17 protein-coding genes are annotated in these 18,852 nt (G+C 72.0%); 8 read left to right on the forward strand and 9 right to left on the reverse strand.

Features of this window, described 5'->3' with window-relative positions; genetic code table 11:
• The first annotated feature begins 82 nt into the window (after positions 1 to 82).
• The 3 genes from arfA (at position 83) to AAHM41_RS30685 (ending at position 2,839) form a co-directional block, all read left to right on the forward strand.
• Positions 83 to 1,603: an arabinosylfuranosidase ArfA gene (arfA, locus tag AAHM41_RS30675; protein ID WP_342240428.1), complete on the forward strand. Its 1,521-nt coding sequence runs from the start codon at positions 83 to 85 to the stop codon at positions 1,601 to 1,603.
• Positions 1,604 to 1,725: 122 nt separating this feature from the next.
• Positions 1,726 to 2,022 carry a 50S ribosomal protein L28 gene (gene rpmB / locus AAHM41_RS30680; protein WP_342240429.1) on the forward strand — a complete coding sequence of 99 codons (297 nt, stop codon included), beginning with the start codon at positions 1,726 to 1,728 and terminating at the stop codon, positions 2,020 to 2,022.
• A gap of 145 nt (positions 2,023 to 2,167) precedes the next feature.
• Positions 2,168 to 2,839, forward strand: a complete 672-nt coding sequence (locus AAHM41_RS30685) for a glutathione S-transferase family protein (RefSeq protein WP_342240430.1) — start codon at positions 2,168 to 2,170, stop codon at positions 2,837 to 2,839.
• 11 nt (positions 2,840 to 2,850) lie between these two features.
• On the opposite strand, the gene AAHM41_RS30690 is transcribed toward AAHM41_RS30685, so the two are convergent.
• The 3 genes from AAHM41_RS30690 to AAHM41_RS30700 all read right to left on the reverse strand — a co-directional run bounded on the left by AAHM41_RS30690 (position 2,851) and on the right by AAHM41_RS30700 (position 7,022).
• A complete protein-coding gene (locus tag AAHM41_RS30690; RefSeq protein WP_342240431.1) occupies positions 2,851 to 3,639 on the reverse strand; it encodes a carnitinyl-CoA dehydratase in 789 nt (262 codons plus the stop codon).
• Positions 3,629 to 5,704 carry an acetate--CoA ligase family protein gene (locus tag AAHM41_RS30695; protein WP_342240432.1) on the reverse strand — a complete coding sequence of 692 codons (2,076 nt, stop codon included), beginning with the start codon at positions 5,702 to 5,704 and terminating at the stop codon, positions 3,629 to 3,631. The genes AAHM41_RS30690 and AAHM41_RS30695 overlap by 11 nt, the downstream gene beginning before the upstream one ends.
• A gap of 166 nt (positions 5,705 to 5,870) precedes the next feature.
• Entirely contained in the window at positions 5,871 to 7,022 is a 1,152-nt protein-coding gene (locus AAHM41_RS30700; RefSeq protein WP_342240433.1) for an acyl-CoA dehydrogenase family protein, read from the reverse strand.
• Positions 7,023 to 7,111: 89 nt separating this feature from the next.
• Here AAHM41_RS30700 and AAHM41_RS30705 point away from each other — a divergent pair, with 89 nt between their 5' ends.
• Positions 7,112 to 8,062: a GlxA family transcriptional regulator gene (locus AAHM41_RS30705; RefSeq protein ID WP_342240434.1), complete on the forward strand. Its 951-nt coding sequence runs from the start codon at positions 7,112 to 7,114 to the stop codon at positions 8,060 to 8,062.
• On the opposite strand, the gene AAHM41_RS30710 is transcribed toward AAHM41_RS30705, so the two are convergent.
• Complete coding sequence (locus AAHM41_RS30710) at positions 8,052 to 9,026, reverse strand: nitrilase family protein (RefSeq protein WP_342240435.1); 975 nt, start codon at positions 9,024 to 9,026, stop codon at positions 8,052 to 8,054. The genes AAHM41_RS30705 and AAHM41_RS30710 overlap by 11 nt on opposite strands.
• Before the next feature lie 53 nt (positions 9,027 to 9,079).
• Between AAHM41_RS30710 and AAHM41_RS30715 the strand changes: the two genes are divergently transcribed.
• The gene (locus tag AAHM41_RS30715) at positions 9,080 to 9,982 is read left to right on the forward strand and encodes a LysR family transcriptional regulator (RefSeq protein WP_342240436.1); all 903 of its coding nucleotides are present in this window, start codon (positions 9,080 to 9,082) and stop codon (positions 9,980 to 9,982) included.
• On the opposite strand, the gene AAHM41_RS30720 is transcribed toward AAHM41_RS30715, so the two are convergent.
• From AAHM41_RS30720 to AAHM41_RS30740, 5 genes are all read right to left on the reverse strand, one after another.
• A complete protein-coding gene (locus AAHM41_RS30720) occupies positions 9,979 to 11,175 on the reverse strand; it encodes an MFS transporter (protein WP_342240437.1) in 1,197 nt (398 codons plus the stop codon). The two genes, AAHM41_RS30715 and AAHM41_RS30720, sit on opposite strands and share 4 nt — an antisense overlap.
• Positions 11,172 to 11,756 carry an NADPH-dependent FMN reductase gene (locus tag AAHM41_RS30725; protein WP_342240438.1) on the reverse strand — a complete coding sequence of 195 codons (585 nt, stop codon included), beginning with the start codon at positions 11,754 to 11,756 and terminating at the stop codon, positions 11,172 to 11,174. Before AAHM41_RS30725 ends, AAHM41_RS30720 begins: the two co-directional genes overlap by 4 nt.
• A gap of 121 nt (positions 11,757 to 11,877) precedes the next feature.
• The gene (locus tag AAHM41_RS30730) at positions 11,878 to 12,765 is read right to left on the reverse strand and encodes a LysR family transcriptional regulator (RefSeq protein WP_342240439.1); all 888 of its coding nucleotides are present in this window, start codon (positions 12,763 to 12,765) and stop codon (positions 11,878 to 11,880) included.
• Positions 12,766 to 12,826: 61 nt separating this feature from the next.
• Positions 12,827 to 13,867: an aldo/keto reductase gene (locus tag AAHM41_RS30735; RefSeq protein ID WP_342240440.1), complete on the reverse strand. Its 1,041-nt coding sequence runs from the start codon at positions 13,865 to 13,867 to the stop codon at positions 12,827 to 12,829.
• 85 nt (positions 13,868 to 13,952) lie between these two features.
• Complete coding sequence (locus tag AAHM41_RS30740) at positions 13,953 to 14,636, reverse strand: arylesterase (protein ID WP_342240441.1); 684 nt, start codon at positions 14,634 to 14,636, stop codon at positions 13,953 to 13,955.
• A gap of 88 nt (positions 14,637 to 14,724) precedes the next feature.
• On the opposite strand from AAHM41_RS30740, the gene AAHM41_RS30745 reads away from it, so the two are divergent.
• The 3 genes from AAHM41_RS30745 to AAHM41_RS30755 all read left to right on the forward strand — a co-directional run bounded on the left by AAHM41_RS30745 (position 14,725) and on the right by AAHM41_RS30755 (position 18,774).
• A complete protein-coding gene (locus tag AAHM41_RS30745) occupies positions 14,725 to 15,393 on the forward strand; it encodes an ABC transporter ATP-binding protein (RefSeq protein WP_342240442.1) in 669 nt (222 codons plus the stop codon).
• A complete protein-coding gene (locus tag AAHM41_RS30750) occupies positions 15,390 to 17,909 on the forward strand; it encodes an ABC transporter permease (RefSeq protein WP_342240443.1) in 2,520 nt (839 codons plus the stop codon). The genes AAHM41_RS30745 and AAHM41_RS30750 overlap by 4 nt, the downstream gene beginning before the upstream one ends.
• Before the next feature lie 112 nt (positions 17,910 to 18,021).
• Positions 18,022 to 18,774, forward strand: coding sequence for a Bax inhibitor-1/YccA family protein (locus AAHM41_RS30755; RefSeq protein ID WP_342240444.1), 753 nt, complete (start codon positions 18,022 to 18,024; stop codon positions 18,772 to 18,774).
• The last annotated feature ends 78 nt before the right edge of the window (positions 18,775 to 18,852 follow it).

Below are 18,852 nucleotides of genomic sequence, written 5' to 3' on the forward strand. Positions count from 1 at the left end.
CGGCCCCCCCCCCGCTCCCCCTCCCGGCCCGCGCGGGCGGGCGGGCCCGATCCTTCCACCATCCGATCGAGACCATCGACCCATGATCTCCGCACGGCTGACCGTCGATCGCGACTTCGTCCTCTCCGACCTCGACCGCCGCGTCTTCGGCGCCTTCGTCGAGCATATGGGCCGCTGCGTCTATGGCGGCATCTACGAGCCCGGCCACCCGACCGCCGACGCAAACGGCTTCCGCGGCGACGTGCTGGAGCTGACCCGCGAGCTGGGGCCGACCATCATCCGCTATCCCGGCGGCAACTTCCTGTCCGGCTACAACTGGGAAGACGGGGTCGGGCCGGTGGAGCAGCGGCCGGTGCGCCGCGACCTGGCCTGGTCCTCGACCGAGACCAACCGCTTCGGCACCAACGAGTTCATGGACTGGGCCCGCGCCGCCGGGGTCGAGCCGATGCTGGGCGTCAATCTCGGCACCCGCGGGCCGGACGAGGCGCGCCGCTTCCTCGAATACTGCAACCATGCCGGCGGCTCGGCGCTGTCGGACCTGCGCCGGTCGCACGGCCACGGGGCGCCGCACGACGTCAAGTTCTGGTGCCTGGGCAACGAGATGGACGGACCCTGGCAGATCGGCGCCAAGACCGCCGAGGAATACGGCCGCGCGGCGCTGGAGACGGCCAAGGTGATGCGCTGGGTCGACCCGACTATCCAGCTCGCCGCCTGCGGCTCGTCCCACCGCAACATGGCGACCTACGGCGCCTGGGAATACGAGGTGCTGGACCACTGCTACGACCAGGTCGACTTCATCTCGCTGCACACCTACTTCAACAACAACGCCGATTCGGCGCCGGAGTATTTCGGCGTGATCGAGCTGATGGACGCCTTCATCAAGGAGGTGGCGGCGATCTGCGACGCGGTCGGGGCCAAGCGCCGGTCGCGCAAGAAGATCATGCTGTCCTTCGACGAGTGGAACGTCTGGTACAAGACCCACAAGATCGAGCACATGCGCAAGCCCGGCTGGCCCGAGGCGCCGCATCTGATCGAGGAGATCTACAACGCCGAGGACGCGCTGATCGTCGGCGGCGCGCTGATCGCCCTGATGAACAACGCCGACCGGGTGAAGACCGCCTGCATCGCCCAGCTGGTCAACGTCATCGGCCCGATCATGACCGAGACCGGCGGCGCCGCCTGGCGCCAGACCATCTTCCACCCCTTCGCCCTGGCCGCCCGGCATGGCCACGGGCGGGTGCTGCAGGCCAAGGTCGAATCGCCGGGCTACGCCGCCTTGTCCTGGCCGGAGATCCCGTATCTCTACGCCACCGTGGTCGACAACCCGGCCGACGGCACCACCACGGTCTTCGCCCTGAACCGCAGCCTGTCCGACCCGATGGACCTCGACGTCACGCTGCGCGGCCTGGGTGCCGACCGCCGGCTGGTGGAGGCGACGGAGATCCACCACGCCAACCTCAAGGCGGTGAACACCAGGGAGGCGCCGGACACCGTGGCGCCGGCGGCGAATCCCGACGTCTCGGTCGACGGCGAGCGGCTGCGGGCGAAGCTGAAGCCAGCCTCCTGGAACGTGATCGTGACCCGGGCCGCGCCGCGGGCGTAGTCTGGGCGGGGCGGGGCCGCGACTCTCGGCTTGACGCCGGGCGTGCGGCCCCTTATACGAACGCCCTCGTCCCGGCAGCAATGCCGGGCCATTGTTTTTGACCGTGTTTCGAGGATAGACCCATGGCGCGACGCTGCCAGGTGACCGGCAAGGGCGTGATGAGTGGCAACAATGTCAGCCACGCCAAGAACAGGACCCGCCGGCGCTTCCTGCCGAACCTGCAGACCACGTCGCTGGTCTCGGAGGTGCTCGGCGTTTCGGTGCGCCTGCGCCTGACCACGAACGGCATCCGCACCATCGAGCACCGCGGCGGCCTCGACGGCTACCTCGCCGGCGCGCCGGACTCGGCCCTGGATGCCGAGCTGCGTGGCCTGAAGCACCGCATCATCAAGGCCCAGGCCGCCGCCCAGGCGGCCTGATCGATCCGCGCCAGCGGCCGCGCGAAGGACTGGAGAAAGCCCGCCCACGGTCGCGGGCTTTTTTCGTTGCCGGCCACCGGCATTGCGGGCCGGCCGATGTTCCCTTAATGCTCCGATCCTCAGAATCGAAGGGGGGATGCGGACCATGGGGATGACGCTCTATTCCGGGCCGCTGAGCCTGTTCTCGCGCAAGGTCGAGATCGCCCTGACCGAGAAGGGCCTGGCCCATGAGCGGATCATGGTGCCCTTCACCCAGACCGAGGGCTACCAGCCGAAGCACCCGGCGGTGCTGGCCGCCAACCCCAAGGGCCAGGTGCCGGTGCTGGTCGACGGCGACCTCGCCTTGTTCGATTCGACCGTGATCCTCGACTATCTCGAGGACGCCTATCCGACGCCCCCGCTGTTTCCGCGCGGCGCTGCGGACCGTGCCCTGTGCCGCCTGACCGAGCTGGAGGCCGACGAGATCGTGATGCCGGATGTCCGGCCGCTGATGCATCGCAGCGAGCCGCCCGACCCGGCCCGGCGCGAGGCGCAGGAGGCCGGCGCCCGCCAAGCCGAGGAGACACTGCGCGGCCATTGGCGCCGGCTGGATGCCCGGCTGGCCGGCCGCGAGTTCTTCTTCGACTCACTGACCGTCGCCGACATCGCCCTGTTCATGACCGTGCTGTTCGCGCTGCGGCTGCATGGGCCGCGCCTGGATGGCGTCCCCGCCCTGGCGGCGTGGTACGAGGGCCTGTCCGCCCGCCCGGCCTTCGCCAAGGTCCTGAGCGAGGTCGCCGCCGCCGACCGGGAATTGTCGCCGGCCCTCTTCGGATAGGCCGGCTCGCCCTACCGCCCCGTCCACACCGGCTTGCGCTTCTCGGCGAAGGCGCGGGCGCCTTCCAGCTGGTCCTCGCTGTCGTAGAGCGTCGCCACGGTCGGGAAGCCCCGGCGCATCACCTGGGCCAGCGCCGCCTGCACTGGCAGCGCCTCGCTTTCCCGCGCCACCTCCTTGATCGCGGCGAAGACCAGCGGCGGGCCGTCGGCCAGGTGGCGGGCCAAAGCGCGGGCGCGGTCCATCAGCTCCGCCGCCGGCACCACCTGGTTGACCAGGCCCCAGCGCGCAGCCTCCGCCGCCTCCATCCAGCGGCCGGTGTAGAGCAGTTCCATCGCCACGTGATAGGGGATGCGGCGCGGCAGCTTGATCGTGGCGGCATCGGCCAGGGTGCCGGCGTTGATCTCGGGCAGGGCGAACCGGGCATGGTCCGCCGCCAGGATCAGGTCGGCGGACAGCGCCAGCTCGAACCCGCCGCCGACCGCCATGCCGTTGACCGCCGCGATCACCGGCTTGTTCAGGCCCGGCAGCTCCTGCAGCCCGGCGAAGCCGCCGATGCCGTAATCCTCGTCCGGCCGGATGCCCTCCGCCGCCGCGGCCTTCAGGTCCCAGCCGGCGGAGAAGAAGCGGTCGCCGCCGCCGGTGACGATGGCCACGCGGAGATCCGGATCGTCGCGGAAGCGGGCGAAGACTTCGCCCATGCGGCGGCTGGTGGCGGCGTCGATCGCATTCGCCTTCGGCCGGTCCAGCACCACCTCGAGCACGGCGCCGTCGCGGGTGACGCGCAGCGGATCATCGGTCATCGGCTTCCTCCACCAGTCGCAGCAGGACATCGGCGGCCACGGCGCCACGCGGGGTAACGATCAGCGGATTGACGTCGAGCTCGGCCAGCCGACCGGCATGGGCCAGGGCAAAGTCCTGGACCGCCAGCACGGCGTCGACCGCGGCGTCGAGATCGCCCGGCGGCCGGCCGCGATGGCCGTCGAGCAGCTTCGCCACCTTGAGCGAGCGGATCGCCGCCGCGACCTCCGCCCTCGCGGCCGGCAACAGCAGGATCCGCCGGTCGCCGACCAGCTCGACCAGCGTGCCGCCGGAGCCGAGCACGAGATGCAGCCCGAGCAGCGGGTCGCGGCCGATGCCGACGATCAGCTCCGCCACCGCGCCGCCGATCATGCGCTCGACCAGCAGCGCCTCGCCCAGCCCGGCCAGCGCCGCGGCGGCGTCGCGCACCGCGGCGGCATCCGTCAGGTTCAGGCGCACGGCGCCGAGCTCGGTCTTGTGCGCGAGCTCGGCGCCCGTGGCCTTGAGCACGACCGGAAAGCCGATCGCTTCCGCCGCCGCCACCGCCTCGTCCGGCGACCGGACCAGCCGCCCCTCCGGCACCGGCACGCCCCGAGCAGCGAGGCGGCGCTTGCCCTGCCATTCCGACAAGGTGCGGACCGGGCCCGGCGCCAGCGGCACCGGCTCGGCCGGCAGCGGCGTCTCCACCTCCCGCAGGATGTCCCCCGCCTCCGCCGCGGCGGCGATGACGGCCAGCGCGTCGTCGATGCCGAGCAGCGGCGTGACGCCGGCCGCGACCAGGCGCTGCGCCTGGTCCTCCGGCAGCCCCTCGGGCAGGGACGCGACCAGCGCCGCCTTCCGGCCGGTCCGCTGCGACGCCGCGACCAGCGCCTCCAGCGACGGCAGCCAGTCGGCGTCGCTGCAGCAGTCGCCGCGCGGCAGGTCGAGCACCAGCAGCGTCAGGTCGAAATCCGCGGCCATCATCGCCGCGAAGGTCTCGGTCATGGCCGGGGCATTGGCCCAGATGAAGGTGTGGTAGTCGAAGGGATTCGACACCGTGACCAGCTCCGACACCGTCGCCGCCACCCGCGCCGTCTGGGCAGCGTCCAGCGGCCGGAAGCGCAGCCCGGTGCCGAGCGCGGCATCGGCGATCAGCGCCGCCTCCCCGCCCGAGCAGCTCATCGAGGCGATGTCACGGCCCGGCAGCGGACCGGCGACATGCAGCAGCTTCAGCGCCTCCAGCAGCACCGGCAGCGAGGCGACGCGGACCACGCCGATGCGGCGCAGGAAGGCGTCGGTCACCGCGTCGGCCCCGGCGAGGGAGGCGGTGTGGCTGAGGGTCAGCTGCGCCCCTTCCGCCGACCGGCCGGTCTTCAGCGCCAGGATCGGCACGCCCTGCCGCCGCGCCCGCGCCGCCGCCCGGGCCAAAGCGGCGGGCTCGGCCAGGCCCTCGATGTGCAGGCCGATGGCGGTGACGCGCGGGTCGTCGAGGAAAGCTTCGACCATCTCGGCCAGGCCGGCCACCGCCTGGTTGCCCAGGGTCGCGACATAGGCGATCGGCAGGCCGCGGCGCTGCATGGTCAGGTTGATGGCGATGTTGCTGGACTGGGTGACCAGCGCCACGCCGCGCTCCACCCGCTGGCCGCCATGCTGGTCGGGCCACAGCAACACGCCGTCGAGATAGTTGATCACGCCGTAGCAGTTCGGGCCCAGCACCGGCATGGCCCCGGCCGCCGCGACCAGCCGGGCCTGGAGATCCGCGCCCTCCCCGCCGGTCTCGGCGAAGCCGGAGGCGTAGCAGACCGCCCCCCCGGCGCCGCGCGCGGCCAGCGCCGCCGTGACCTCGATCACGGCATGGCGGTTGATGCCGAGGAAGACGGCGTCGGGCGCGCCCGGCAGCTCGGCGACGGATCGGAAGGCGGGCAGGCCCTCGACCGTCTCGTGCTGCGGATGCACCGGCCAGATGTCGCCGGCGAAGCCCATGCGCCGGCTCTGCCGGATCACCTCCGCCGCCGGCTTGCCGCCGACCACCGCGATTGACCGGGGCCGCAGCAGCCGGGAGAGGTCGAAGCGTCGGGATTGCGCCATCCCCCTCACCCTCCCGTCGCCAACGCGACGGGCCCCTCCCTCTCCCCGAGGAGAGGGAAACCGGATCGCGCCCGACATCCCCTCTCCCCAGGGGAGAGGGAGGGACCCAAGCCGCAGGCTTGGGAGGGTGAGGGGGTGGCTCCGCCGTGGCAGGAAGCGTGCACGATCACGCCCCCAGCGGCCGCAGCAGATCCCGGGTGATGATGTGGCGCTGGATCTCGCTGGTGCCGTCCCAGATCCGCTCCACCCGCGCGTCGCGCCAGAAGCGCTCGATCGGCAAATCGTCCATCAGCCCCATGCCGCCATGGATCTGCAGCGCCGCGTCGGTGACCCGGCCCAGCATCTCCGAGGCAAAGAGCTTGGCCTGGCTGATCACCCGGTTGGCGTCCTGCCCCTGGTCGATGCGCCAGGCGGCGGACAGGGTCAGCCAGTCGGCCGCGTCGATCTCGGTGATCATGTCGGCCAGCTTGAAGCCGGTGCCCTGGAAGCGGCCGATCGGCTGGCCGAACTGCTTGCGCTGGGCGGCGTAGGACAGCGCCAGGTCGAAAGCGCGGCGGGCGCGGCCGACGCACATCGCCGCCACGGTCAGGCGGGTGGCGTGCAGCCAGGTGTTGGCCAGGTCGAAGCCCCGCCCCTCCTCGCCCAGCATCTGGTCCGCCGGCACCCGGCAGTCGTCGAAGGTCAGGGTGGCGTTGTGGTAGCCGCGGTGGGAGACGGAGGCGTAGCCGGGCCGGATCTCGAAACCCTTCGTGCCGCGGTCGACCAGCAGGCAGGAGATGCGCTTGCGCCCCGGCCCGTCATCGCCCGTGGCGACGAACAGGATGACGAAATCGGCGACGTCGGCGTGGCTGATGAAGTGCTTGGTGCCGTTGATCACCCAGTCGCCGCCGTCGCGCCGGGCGCTGCAGCTCATGCCCCGCAGGTCGGAGCCGGCGTCGGGCTCGGTCATCGCCAGGGCGTCGACCTTCTCGCCGCGGACGCAGGGGAGAAGGTATCGGTCGCGCTGCTCCGGCGTGCCGGCGCAGAGGATGTTCGAGGGCCGGCCCCAGAACACCGTCAGCGCCATCGAGGCGCGGCCGAGCTCGCGCTCCAGCAGGGTGAAGGTCAGGTGGTCGAGGCCGCCGCCACCGAACGCCTCCGGGATGTTGGGGGCATAGAAGCCGAGGTCGCGGACCTTGCGCTGGATCTCGCGGCCGACCTCCGGCGCCACATGGCCGGTGCGCTCCACCTCCCGCTCCAGCGGCTGCAGCTCGTGCTCGACGAAGCCGCGCACCGTGTCGACGACCAGCTGCTGCTCGTGGCTGAGCCCGAAATCCATCCTCGCCTCCCTGGCTTTCCGGAAGGCTATTGCCGTCGTGGCCGGGCGGGCGATACCGTTTCGGATCCAGTCGATACGGAATCGGAATCATGGCCGAAGCCCGGCGGATCGACATCCTGGTGCTGGACGCCTTCTCGAACCTGACCCTGGCGGCGCTGGCCGAGCCGCTGCGCGCCGCCAACCGGATGGCGGGGCGGCGGCTGTTCGAGTGGTCGGTGCTGAGCGAGGATGGCGGCCCGGTCACCAGCAGCAGCGGGCTGCGGGTCGACGCCGACGCGGCGATGGCGGCGGGCGGCGCCGACACGTTGTATGTCGTCGCCAGCTACGAGGCCGAGGCGCGGGCCACGCCCGGCGTGTGCCGCTTCCTGCGGGCGGCGGCCCGGCGCGGCGCGGTGATCGCCGGGCTGGAATCGGCGCCCTATGTGCTGGCCCTGGCCGGGGTGCTGGACGGGCACCGCGCCACCACGCATTGGGAGGATCTGCGCGACTTCGCCGAGCGCTTCCCGGCCGTCACCGCGGTGCCCGACCGCTTCGTGATCGACCGCCGCCGCATCACCGCCGGCGGGGCGCTGCCGACGCTGGACCTGATGCTGGACCTGCTGCGGCGCGAGCAGGGGCTGAGCTTGGCCCTCGCCGTCTCCAGCACCTTCCTCTACGAGGGCGCGCCGCCCGGCCACGATCCGCAGCACATGGTCGCCGCCGGCCGCCTGGCCTGGCGGGACCCGCTGCTGGTGCGGGCGATCCGGCTGATGGAGGCGAACATCGAGGCGCCGCTGCCGGTCGAGGCGATCGCGGCGGAGCTGGGCATCGGCCCGCGCGCTTTGCTGCAGCGCTTCCGGGCCACGCTCGGCACCGGCCCCAAGGCGTTCTACGCCGAACTGCGCCTGGCCCTGGCCCGGCGCCTGCTGGAGAACACCGACCGCCCGGTCAATGATATCGCCGCCGATTGCGGCTTCGCCTCCGGCTCCGCCCTCGCCCGCGCCTTCCGCACCCGCTACGGGGTCAATCCGGCCGGGGCGCGGGCTAGCCTCAGCGCCTGACCACCGGGTCCGGCGAGAAGCGGGCCTGGCGGGGGTCGAACTCGTGCCCCTGCCGCACGGTCAGCAGGCCGTACAGCTCCGGCCGCCTTCCGCGCATCCAGCGCCGGCCGGTGGAGAGCGGCAGCAAATCGAGGTCGAGATCGGCCACCACCATGGCGTCGTCGGCCACGCCGGTCTCGGCCAGAATGCGGCCATAGGGGTCCAGCACCATGGCGTTGCCGGTTCGCACCTCGCCGTCATCCTCGCCGACGCCGTTGCTGAACAGCAGGAACATCCCGTTGTCATGGGCCCGCGCCGGCAGCCAGCGCATCAGCCAGCCGCGGCCCTTCGGCCCGGCGAACTCGGTCTCGATCACCGCCGGGTCCTGGTGCCGCCGATGCCATAGCGCCGGGTCGATCAGCCCCATGGCGTGCGGGCTGCGCGAGGCGCAGCCGCCGGTCTGGTGCGGCGCCAGCAGGATCTCGGCGCCCAGCAGGGCCGTGGCCCGCGCATTCTCCACCAGGTTGTTGTCCCAGCAGATCAGCACGCCCAGCCGCACGCCCCAGGGCGTGTCGAACACGGTGTAGCGGCTGCCGCTGGCGATGTGGTCGCTCTCGAAGGCGTGCAGCTTGCGATGGCAGTGCACCGATCCGTCCGGCAGGCAGACGGCATAGGAATTATAGAAGCGGCCGTCGCCGCCCGCCTCGACCAGCCCGGCACCGATCGCCACGCCGTGCTCCGCGGCCAGGTCGCGCACCGCCTGCACCGACAGCCCGTCCGGCACCGGTTCGGCCAGGGCGGCGATGGCGTCGCGGCCCAGGTTCCGGACATGCCAGTAGCCGGTGATGCACATCTCCGGGAAGACCAGGATCTTCACGCCCTGCGCCGCTGCGGCTTCGGTGAAGTGGCGGATGCGGGACAGGTTGTAGGCCTTGTCGTCGGCCTGGTGCCTGAACTGGACGGTGGCGGCGCGCAGCAGGGTCATCACGGCCTCTCGGGATGTCGATGCCGCGACTCTAGCTGCCGCACGACCTGTGCATGGACTATCATCCCTGCACCATGCCCGATCGAAACCGCACAGCGCTGGACTGGGACGATGTCCGCTACGCCGTCGCCCTGGCCCGGCACGGCAGCCTGTCCGCCACCGCGCGGGCGCTGGGGGTGAACCACGCCACCGTGTCGCGCCGGCTGGACGGGCTGGAGCGGGCGCTGGGCCGACCGATCTTCGACCGCCGCCCCGACGGCTACCGCCCGAACGCGGCGGGCGTCGTGGCGCTGGCCGAGGCCGAGGCGATGGAGGCCGGAGCGCTGGCTCTGCTGCGCCGGCTGGACCATGCCAAGGAGGGGCCTGTCGGGCCGGTGCGGCTGACCACCGCCCGGTCCCTGGCGCTGGGATTCCTGATCGACCGGCTGGACGGGCTGCGCCGGCGCCATCCGGGCATCGAGCTTGAGCTGGTGCTGGAGACGCGGATCACCAGCCTGGCCCGGCGCGAGGCCGAGATCGCCCTGCGCCTGGGCCGGCCGGCGGACAGCACGCTGGTGGGACGGCGGATGGCGAGCATCGCCTACCGCGCCTATGCCGCGCCCGCGGTGGCGGCCGAGGCCGCGATGGGCGGCACCCCGCCCCTGATCGGCGACGAGGACGGCGAATCCGAGGCCACCTGGCTGGCGCGCCGCCATCCCGGTCGCCCGATCGCCTTCCGCTGCGACAGCCAGATGGCGCAGGCCGCAGCGGCCCGCGCCGGCTGGGGCGTGGCGCTGCTGCCGCGCTTCCTGGGCGACCCCGATCCCGGCCTGGCGCCGGTCACGCTCGACGCCCTGCCGCCGCCGCGCGAGATCTGGCTGCTGATCCGCCCCGATCTGGCCGAGGCGCCGCGGGTGCGGGCGGTGGCCGACGCCCTGGCCGGGCTGTTCCGGGAGCACTGGGCGCTGTTCGGCTAGGCCCGGAACACGCCCCGCAGCAGCGTCGCCACCAGCAGCGCCAACACGCCCGCCCCGGCGACCGGGATTGCCGCCGCCGGCCAGCCCGCGGCGTCGACCACGCCGCCGACCGCCACCGGGCCGATCACTTGGCCGAGATTGCTGCCCTGCATGGTCAGGCCGAGCGTCATCGGCCCGAGGCCCGGCTTCGGCGCCACCAGCGCCGCGGCGCCGAGCACCGTGGCCGGCAACAGCCCGCCGACCCCGGAGAACAGGACACAGAGCAGGAACACCACCATCGGTGGCAGCGGGAGGGCGAAGACGGCGACGCCGGTCAGCGTCATCGCGGCGGCGGCGGTGGCGATCAGCACCCAGCGGGCGGCGCCGCGCCCGAGCAGAACGCCGGCGGCCAGGTTGCCCAGCACGTTGGCGCCGACCGCGACGGCGCTGAGCGCCCCGGCGGCAGCGACGGTCACGCCCATCCGCTCCATCAGCAGCACCGGCAGGAAGCTGGCCAGCGCGAAGTACAGCAGGCTGTACAGCACGAAGGCGGAGGCCAGCAGCATCGGGCCGCGCGAGGTCGCGGTCAGCACCGCGTCGCGGCCGATCTCGCGCCAGGACCGGGCATCATCCTCCCGCTCTCGGGCCCGGACGGCGAGGAGCAGCAGCAGGACGAAGGCGCCGGCCAGCACAGCGTTGGCCAGCCAGAACGGCCGCCATCCCGCGAGCGAGGCGCCGAGCAGCAGGGCGATCGCCATGCCGGCCGGCATGAAGGCGCTCCAGATCCCGAAGGCGAGGTCGCGGTCCGGCGTGGCGACGATGCGCTGCAGCAGGGCGGGCGCCGCGACCACGACCAGCAGGAAGCCGAGCCCTTCGAGGATCCGGGTGCCGAGCAGCAGGAAGAAGCTGCCGGCGGCCGAGCCGACGACGCTGCCCAGGGCCAAGGCGGCGAGGCCGAGCGCCAGCAGCCGGCGGTCGCCGAACCGGGCCACCGCCGCGCCCGCCGGGATGCCGCCGACCACGCCGAGCAGGGCGAAGACCGACATGATCCAGCCGGCCGCCTCCAGCCCCAGCCCGAATTCGGCGCGCAGGGCCGGCAGGGCGATGGCACCCTTGCCGACCTGCAGCGCCGCGACCACGCCGGAGGCGACGACCACGGCGACCGCGATCCAACGGGTCGGCGTCGCGTCGGCCCGTGCGAGCAGGGCGGTCACTCCGCGGACTCCAGGATCGGCTTGCAGCTCTCGATCGCGCGGGTCCAGGCAATCTGGCGCTGCAGCATCCGGGCCATGATCGCCCGCGTCGGCTCGTCGACCAGCCGCAGCTCGCCGTCGAACTTGGCGGCGGCGTTGCCGACGAAGATCTCCGGCTGGTTCAGAACATAAAGGCCGGTGGTGATCGCCACGTCGCGCAGATGCAACTGCGCCCGCACTGTGCCCATCCCGGCCGAGGCGCCGATGATCGCCACCGGCTTGCCCATCAGCACCGAGGCGCCATAGGGGCGCGATGCCCAGTCGATGGCGTTCTTCAGGGCCGGCGCGATCGAGTAGTTGTATTCCGGCACGGCCAGCAGCAGCGCGTCGGCCGCCGCGATCTTGGCGTGCAGGTCCTGCACTGCCGGCGGAAAGCCCTGCGCCTCGACATCCTCGTCGAAGAACGGCAGGTCGTTCAGCGGCCGGATCTCCAGCGTGGCGCCCGCGGGCAGCAGTTCGGCCGCCGCGCGCAGCAGCGCCGTGTTCAGCGACGCCCGCCGCAGGCTACCCGACAGGCCGAGGATGTGGACCGGGTTCGACATGGCACGCCCTTTCCGAGATGGGACGGCGCCGTCCGCGGCGCCGGATCGAACCGGATTTGGGCGGAAACACTCTCAAGGCGCATCGGCGAGATTCGTATGATCCTTATACGAATCCGTATAATTAGGGATTCAACTCGTGCGCCTGGATCTTCAGCTCGGCCACCGTGAAGTCGATGAAGGCACGGATGCGGGGCGAGTCGCGCAGGTCGGCATGCACCCCCATCCGCACCGCGTGCAGCGGCGCCGGCAGCGGCGTGTCGAGGCGGCGAAGCCCGGGCCTGGCATCGCCCAGCAGGCGCGGCAGCACCGCCATCGCCATGCCAGTCTCCGCCGCCGCCATCTGCGAGATCAGGCCGCTGGTGCGCAGGACCACCCGCGCCCGGGGCGCGATCGCGCGCAGCCACGCCGCCTGCGGCGCGCGACTGGCGAAGTCGTACATGGTCACCACCGCATGCCCGGCGCAGCCGGTCTCGAAATCGGGCCCGCCGTGCCGGTCGAGATAGGCGGGCGAGGCGTAGAGGCCGTAGCCGATCTCCGCCACCTTGCGCTCGATCAGGTCCTCCTGCTCGAACGGGGCGAAGCGGAAGGCGATGTCGGCCTCGCGTCGGGACAGGTTGAACAGGCGCGGCTCGTTCAAGAGCTCCAGCGCCACCAGCGGATGCTGCGCGCCGAACCGGGCCGTGATCGGGGCGATCACGTGGTCGCCCAGCCAATCCAGGCTGGTCACGGAGATAGGGCCTTGCAGGCCCGTATCGCGCGCGGCGATCCGGCGCTCAACCGTCAGCGCCCCCTCCTCCATCCGCTGCAGCCCGTCGACCAGCGCGGCGCAGAGCGGCGTCGGCGACAGCCCGCCGGCCGAGCGCTCGAACAGCTTGACCCCGATCCGGCGCTCCAGCGCGTCGAGCCGCCGGCTGACCGTCGGCTGGGTGGTGCGCAGCGCCCGCGCCGCGGCGCTGAGCGAGCCGTGCCGGGCGACGGCGAAGGCGATCTTCAGGTCGTCCCAATCCATGCGAAGACTATACGGAACTGCATGGATGGCCGGAAGGGTTGCCTCCCCGCCGGTCAGCCCCTCACGGGCAGGGGCTCGGATACGCCGTGTGGATCGCGTCGATGCCCTGGATCACTTCCGGCGACAGCGTGACCTCGGCCGCAGCGATGTCGGTGCGCAGCTGCTCCATCGAGGTGGCACCGATGATCACCGAGGTCATGAAGGGCCGCGACAGGGCGTAGGCGATCGCCATCTGCGCCGGGTCCAGCCCATGCTCGCGCGCCAGGGCGATGTAGCGCCGGGTCGCCGGCTCGGCGTTCAGCGTGTCGTAGCGCGAGCGGCGGCCGTCGACGGCGCGGCGCGAGCCCGGCGGGACTTGGCCGTCGAGATACTTGCCGGTCAGGGTGGCTGCGGCGAGGGGCGCGTAGCCGAGCAGCCCGACATCCTCGCGATGGGCGCATTCGGCCAGCCCGATCTCGAAGCTGCGATTCAAGAGGTTGTAGGGGTTCTGGATCGAGACCGGGCGCGGCAGGCCCAGCCGGTCCGACGCCTCGACGTAGCGCATCAGGCCCCAGGGGGTCTCGTTCGACAGGCCGACATGGCGGATGCGGCCGGCCTTCACCTCGTCCGCCAGCGCCGCCAGCGTCTCCTCCGGCGCGACGAAATCCTCCGCCGGATCATGGGCGTAGCCGAGCTTGCCGAAGCTGTTCACCGACCGGTTCGGCCAGTGCAACTGGTACAGGTCGATCCGGTCGGTGCGCAGCCGCTTCAGGCTGGCCTCGACCGCCGCTTTGACGTTCCTGGCGTCGAGCCGCGGCTTGCCGTCGCGGACATGGGCCAGATGCGCGCCCGGGCCGGCGATCTTGGAGGCCAGCACCACCTGGTTGCGCTTGCCGGTCTTGGCGAACCAGCTGCCGATGATCTCCTCGGTCCGGCCATAGCTTTCGGCCGTCGGCGGCACCGAATACATCTCGGCCGTGTCCCAGAAGGTGACGCCGCGGTCGAGCGCGTAGTCCATCTGGGCATGGCCCTCGGCCTCGGTGTTCTGTGTGCCCCAGGTCATGGTGCCGAGGCAGATCGCGGTGACGTCGAGGCCGGTGCGGCCGAGCGGACGCTGTTCCATCAGGGGCTCCGGGAGCGGATCGTGATTGGTCGGACGATTTCGCTCTATAGCTGGAAACCGGGCGGGACGGAACCGCGATGCGGCCTCAGCCGGTCTTCGCCAGCCCACTCGACCGGATCAGCTCGATCACCGCGGGAGCGATGTGCTCGACGATCGCCTTCACGCCCGCGGCGTTGGGATGCATGCCGTCGGCCTGGTTCAGCGCCATCACCGTCGCCACCCCGTCGAGGAAGAAGGGATAGAGCGCCACGCCATGGGCCTTGGCCAGGTCCGGGAAGATCGGGTCGAAGGCCGCGGCATAGGCCGGGCCGAGATTGGGGGCGGCCCGCATCCCGGCCAGCAGTGTCGGGATCTTCTCCTGGCCCAGCCGGGCCAGGATCTTGTCGAGATTGGCCCGGGTCGTGGCCGGGTCGAGGCCGCGCAGCATGTCGTTGGCGCCGAGCTCGACGAGGACGAGGTCGGGCTTGTCGGCCAGGGCCCAGTCCAGCCGGTCCAGCCCGCCGGCGCTGGTGTCGCCGGAGACGCCGCCGTTCAGCACCGTCACGTCATAGCCCTGCGCCCGCAGCGCCGCCTCGAGTCGCGGCACGAACCCGTCCGTCTCGTCCAGCCCGAAGCCGGCGGTCAGGCTGTCGCCCAAAGCGAGGATGCGGATCGTCCCCGCCTGGGCCAGGCCGGGCAGCGCGGCGATGGCGCACAGGGCCAGGAGCCCCGCATTGAAAAGGCGCCGCGCGGCGCCATCTGTCCGGAGTTGGGCGAGAGGGATGCGCATGGACGGGACTACTCCTGCACCGCAGGCCGGCTTTGGGGCCGGAGGGGCCGCCCCGCCCAGCATCCGGCTGACCGATGTGCATCTTGAATTGGCGAGCGCGGCCGGTCCCGTCAACATCCTGCGCGGAATCGACCTGTCGGTCGGCGTCGGCGAGGTGGTGTCGATCGTCGGCCCCTCCGGCTCCGGCAAGTCCAGCCTGATGATGCTGATCGGCGGGCTGGAGCGGCCGACCCAGGGCCGGGTCGAGGTCGCCGGCCGCGAGCTGTCGGCGGCGAGCGAGGACGCGCTGGCGCTGTTCCGCCGCGACCATGTCGGCATCGTGTTCCAGAACTTCCACCTGATCCCGACGATGACGGCGCTGGAGAATGTCGCCATCCCGTTGGAGTTCGCCGGCGCCGCCGACGCCTTCGAGCAGGCGGCGGAGCGGCTGCGCGCGGTCGGCCTGGGCCACCGCCTGAGCCATTATCCCGGCCAACTGTCGGGCGGCGAGCAGCAGCGCACCGCCCTGGCCCGCGCCTTCGCCGCCGACCCCGACGTGATCCTGGCCGACGAGCCGACCGGCAACCTTGACGGCGAGACCGGCCGGCAGGTGATCGAGCTGATGTTCGACCTGTCGCGCCGGCGCGGCGCCACGCTGCTGCTGATCACCCACGACCCGGCGCTGGCGGCGCGCTGCGACCGCATCGTCCGTCTGGTCGACGGCCGCATCACCGAGGCCGGCCTCGCCCCCTCCGCCGCTCTGGCCCGGCTGAAATGAGCTTCCGCAACGCCGCGCGCCTGGCCCGGCGCGAGCTGCGCGGCGGCCTGAAGGGCTTCCGCATCTTCCTGGCCTGCCTGGCGCTGGGGGTCGGCGCCATCGCCGCGGTCCAATCGGTGGCCGACGGCATCCGCCGCAGCATCGCCGAGGACGGCCAGGCCATCCTGGGCGGCGATGTCGAGCTGCACCGCCTGTACCAGCCGGCGACGGCGGAGGAGCGGGCGCAGTTCGAGGCCGTCGGCCGGATGTCGGAGGTGGTTGAGACCCGCGGCATGGCCCGCAACCCGCAGGACGAGGCGACGACGCTGGTCGAGCTGAAGGCCGTGGACGGCGCCTATCCGCTGTACGGCCGGGTGGAGCTGGAGGGTGGCGGCGACCTGCAGGCGGCGTTGGCGCCGCGGGACGGCGCCTGGGGCGCCGTGGCCGACCCGGAGGTGGCGGCCCGGCTGGGCCTGTCTGCCGGCGACAAGATCGCGGTCGGCGGCGCCGTGCTGCAGCTGCGCGGCACCATCGCGCGCGAGCCGGACAAGGCCGGCAGCGGCTTCGCCATCGGGCCGCGGCTGATGATCGCCCGCGGCGCGCTGGACGCCAGCAGCCTGATCCAGCCCGGATCGATGCTGACCTGGGACTACCGCCTGGCCCTGCCGCGCGGCACCGACACAGTCGAGGTGGCCGACCGATTCAAGGACCAGTTCCAGGACGCCAACTGGAGGGTGCGCGACGACCGCGACGCGGCGCCGTCGCTGCGCCGGACGATCGACCAGCTGACCATGTACCTGACCCTGGTCGGGCTGACCGCCCTTCTGGTCGGCGGCGCCGGGGTCGGCAATGCGGTGCGGGCCTGGCTGGATGCGCGGCTGGCCACCATCGCCACGCTGAAATGCCTGGGCGCGCCCGGGCGGCTGATCTTCCAGACCTATCTGCTGCAGGTGCTGGTGCTCTCCGGCCTCGGCATCGCCATCGGCCTCGCCATCGGCGCCGCGGCGCCTTCGGCCGTCGCAGCGCTGATCCAGGGGTTGCTGCCGGTCGAGGCCCGGATCGGGGTCTATCCCGGCGCGCTGCTGCTGGCCGCCGGCTTCGGCCTGCTGACCAGCCTGACCTTCTCGCTGTGGCCGCTGGCCCGCGCCGCCCGCATCCCGGCCGCGGCGCTGTTCCGCGACCGGGTGGCACCGCGCCATGCCCGGCCGGCGGCGCGCTTCGTCGCCGTCACCGGCCTGTGCGCCGCCGCCCTGGCCGGCTTGGCCGTCGCCACCGCAGCGGATCCGAAGCTGGCCGCGATCTTCGTCGGCGGCGCGGTCGCCGCCATCCTGCTGTTCACCGGCACGGCGCTGGGCGTGATGGCACTGTCGCGCCGCGCCCCCCGCCCGCGCCGGCCGGGGCTGCGCCTGGCGCTGGCCAACCTGCACCGGCCGGGCGCGCCGACGCCGCAGATCGTGCTGTCGCTCGGCCTCGGCCTGACCGTGCTGGCGGCGATCGCCCTGATTCAGGGCAACATGGACCGGCAGATCCGCGACACCCTGCCGGACCAGGCGCCATCCTTCTTCTTCGTCGACGTGCAGAAGTCGCAGAAGCAGCCGTTCGACGCCCTGATCCAGGGTACGCCGGGCGCCGCCGACCTGGCCGAGGTGCCGAGCCTGCGCGGCCGCATCGCGGCGGTGAACGGCGTGCCGGCCGACAAGGCGGTGGTCGACCCCAGCAAGTCGAGCTGGCTGCGCGGCGACCGCGGCGTCACCTATGCCGCGGCGATACCGCCGAAGGACACGCTGCTGCAAGGGCAGTGGTGGCCGGCCGATTACGACGGCCCGCCGCAGATCTCGGTCTACAAGGATGTCGCCGAGGCCTTCGGGCTGAAGCCGGGCGACCGGATGACGATCAACGTGCTGGGCCGCGACATCGAGGCCGAGGTCGCCAACATCCGCGACATCGACTGGAGCACGCTGGGCATCAACTTCACGCTGATCATGTCGCCGAAGCCGCTGTCGGCGGCGCCACATACCTGGCTGGCAACGGTCAGGGTGCCGGCGGCCGGGGAGATGGCGCTGCAGAAGGCGGTGACCGAGGCCTTCCCCAACGTCACCACGGTGCGCCTGAGGGATGCGCTGGAGACGGTGAATGCGCTTTTGTCCCAGATCGGCGCGGCGGTGCGGTCGACCGCCGGCGTCACCCTGCTGGCCGGCGCGCTGGTTCTGGCGGGCGCCGTGGTGGCGGGCCACCGCCGCCGGATCTACGACGCCGTGGTGCTGAAGGTGCTGGGCGCGACCCGCGGCGACATTCTGCGCGCCTTCCTGATCGAATACGGCCTGCTTGGCCTGCTGACCGCCGTGATCGCCTGCGCGCTGGGCAGCGTCGCCGCCTGGGCGGTGCTGACCTTCGTGATGGAGATCGACTGGGCCTTCCTGCCGCTGACCCTGCTGGGCACCGCCGCCCTGTGCATCGCCATCACCCTTGGCTTCGGCTTCCTCGGCACCTGGGTGGCACTGGGCCAGAAGGCGGCGCCGCTGCTGCGCAACGAATAGGGCCCGCCGCCGCAGTGCCTGAGGCCCTTCGGCGCAGGCGGCAAGTGTTGTATGTTGGCTCGACGCTGCCAATATCAGCTGCGTGGTTTTCACCACCCTAGAGGACTTCAAGATGGCCTTCGATCCACAGGGCCGTTACGCAACACCGGGCGCCGGCGCGCGCACCATCGAGCGTGCGGCGTTCGACGAGGGTCTGCGGCAGTACATGCTGCGGATCTACTGGTACATGGCCGGCGGCCTGCTGGTCAGCGGCATCACCGCCGCGGCGGTGATGTTCACCCCGCTCGGCGGCGTGTTCCTGGCAACCAACGCCTTCGGGCAGGTCGGCTTGACCACTCTGGGCCTGGTCGCGCTGTTCGCCCCGATCGGCCTCATCCTCTGGATGAGCTTCGGCATCCGCTCGATGAGCGCATCGACGCTGCAGACGCTGTACTGGGCCTTCGTGGCCCTGCAGGGCATCGGCCTGGCGCCGATCTTGCTGGCCTATACCGGCGAGAGCGTGGTCCGGGTGTTCTTCATCACCGCGGCCTCCTTCGCGGGCTTGAGCCTGTACGGCTACACCACCAAGCGCAGCCTGTCGGCCTTCGGCTCGTTCCTGATCATGGGCCTGTTCGGCATCATCATCGCCAGCCTGGTCAACATCTTCCTGGCCTCGAGCGGCCTGGCCTTCGTCATCAGCGTGCTCGGCGTGCTGATCTTCGCCGGCCTGATCGCCTACGACACCCAGCGGCTGAAGGAGCAGTATGCCGAGGGGCTGGGTCAGGAGGTCGAGACCAAGACCGCGGTCTGGGGCGCGCTGACCCTGTACCTGAACTTCCTGAACCTGTTCCTGTTCCTGCTGCGGCTGCTCGGCAACCGCAACTGAGGAGACCGTCGTCATGACGGACAGCCCGGCGGCTTCGGCCGCCGGGCGTGGCGTTTACGGGTAGCGCCATCGATATTG

It is taken from the genome of Inquilinus sp. OTU3971, from assembly GCF_038440215.1.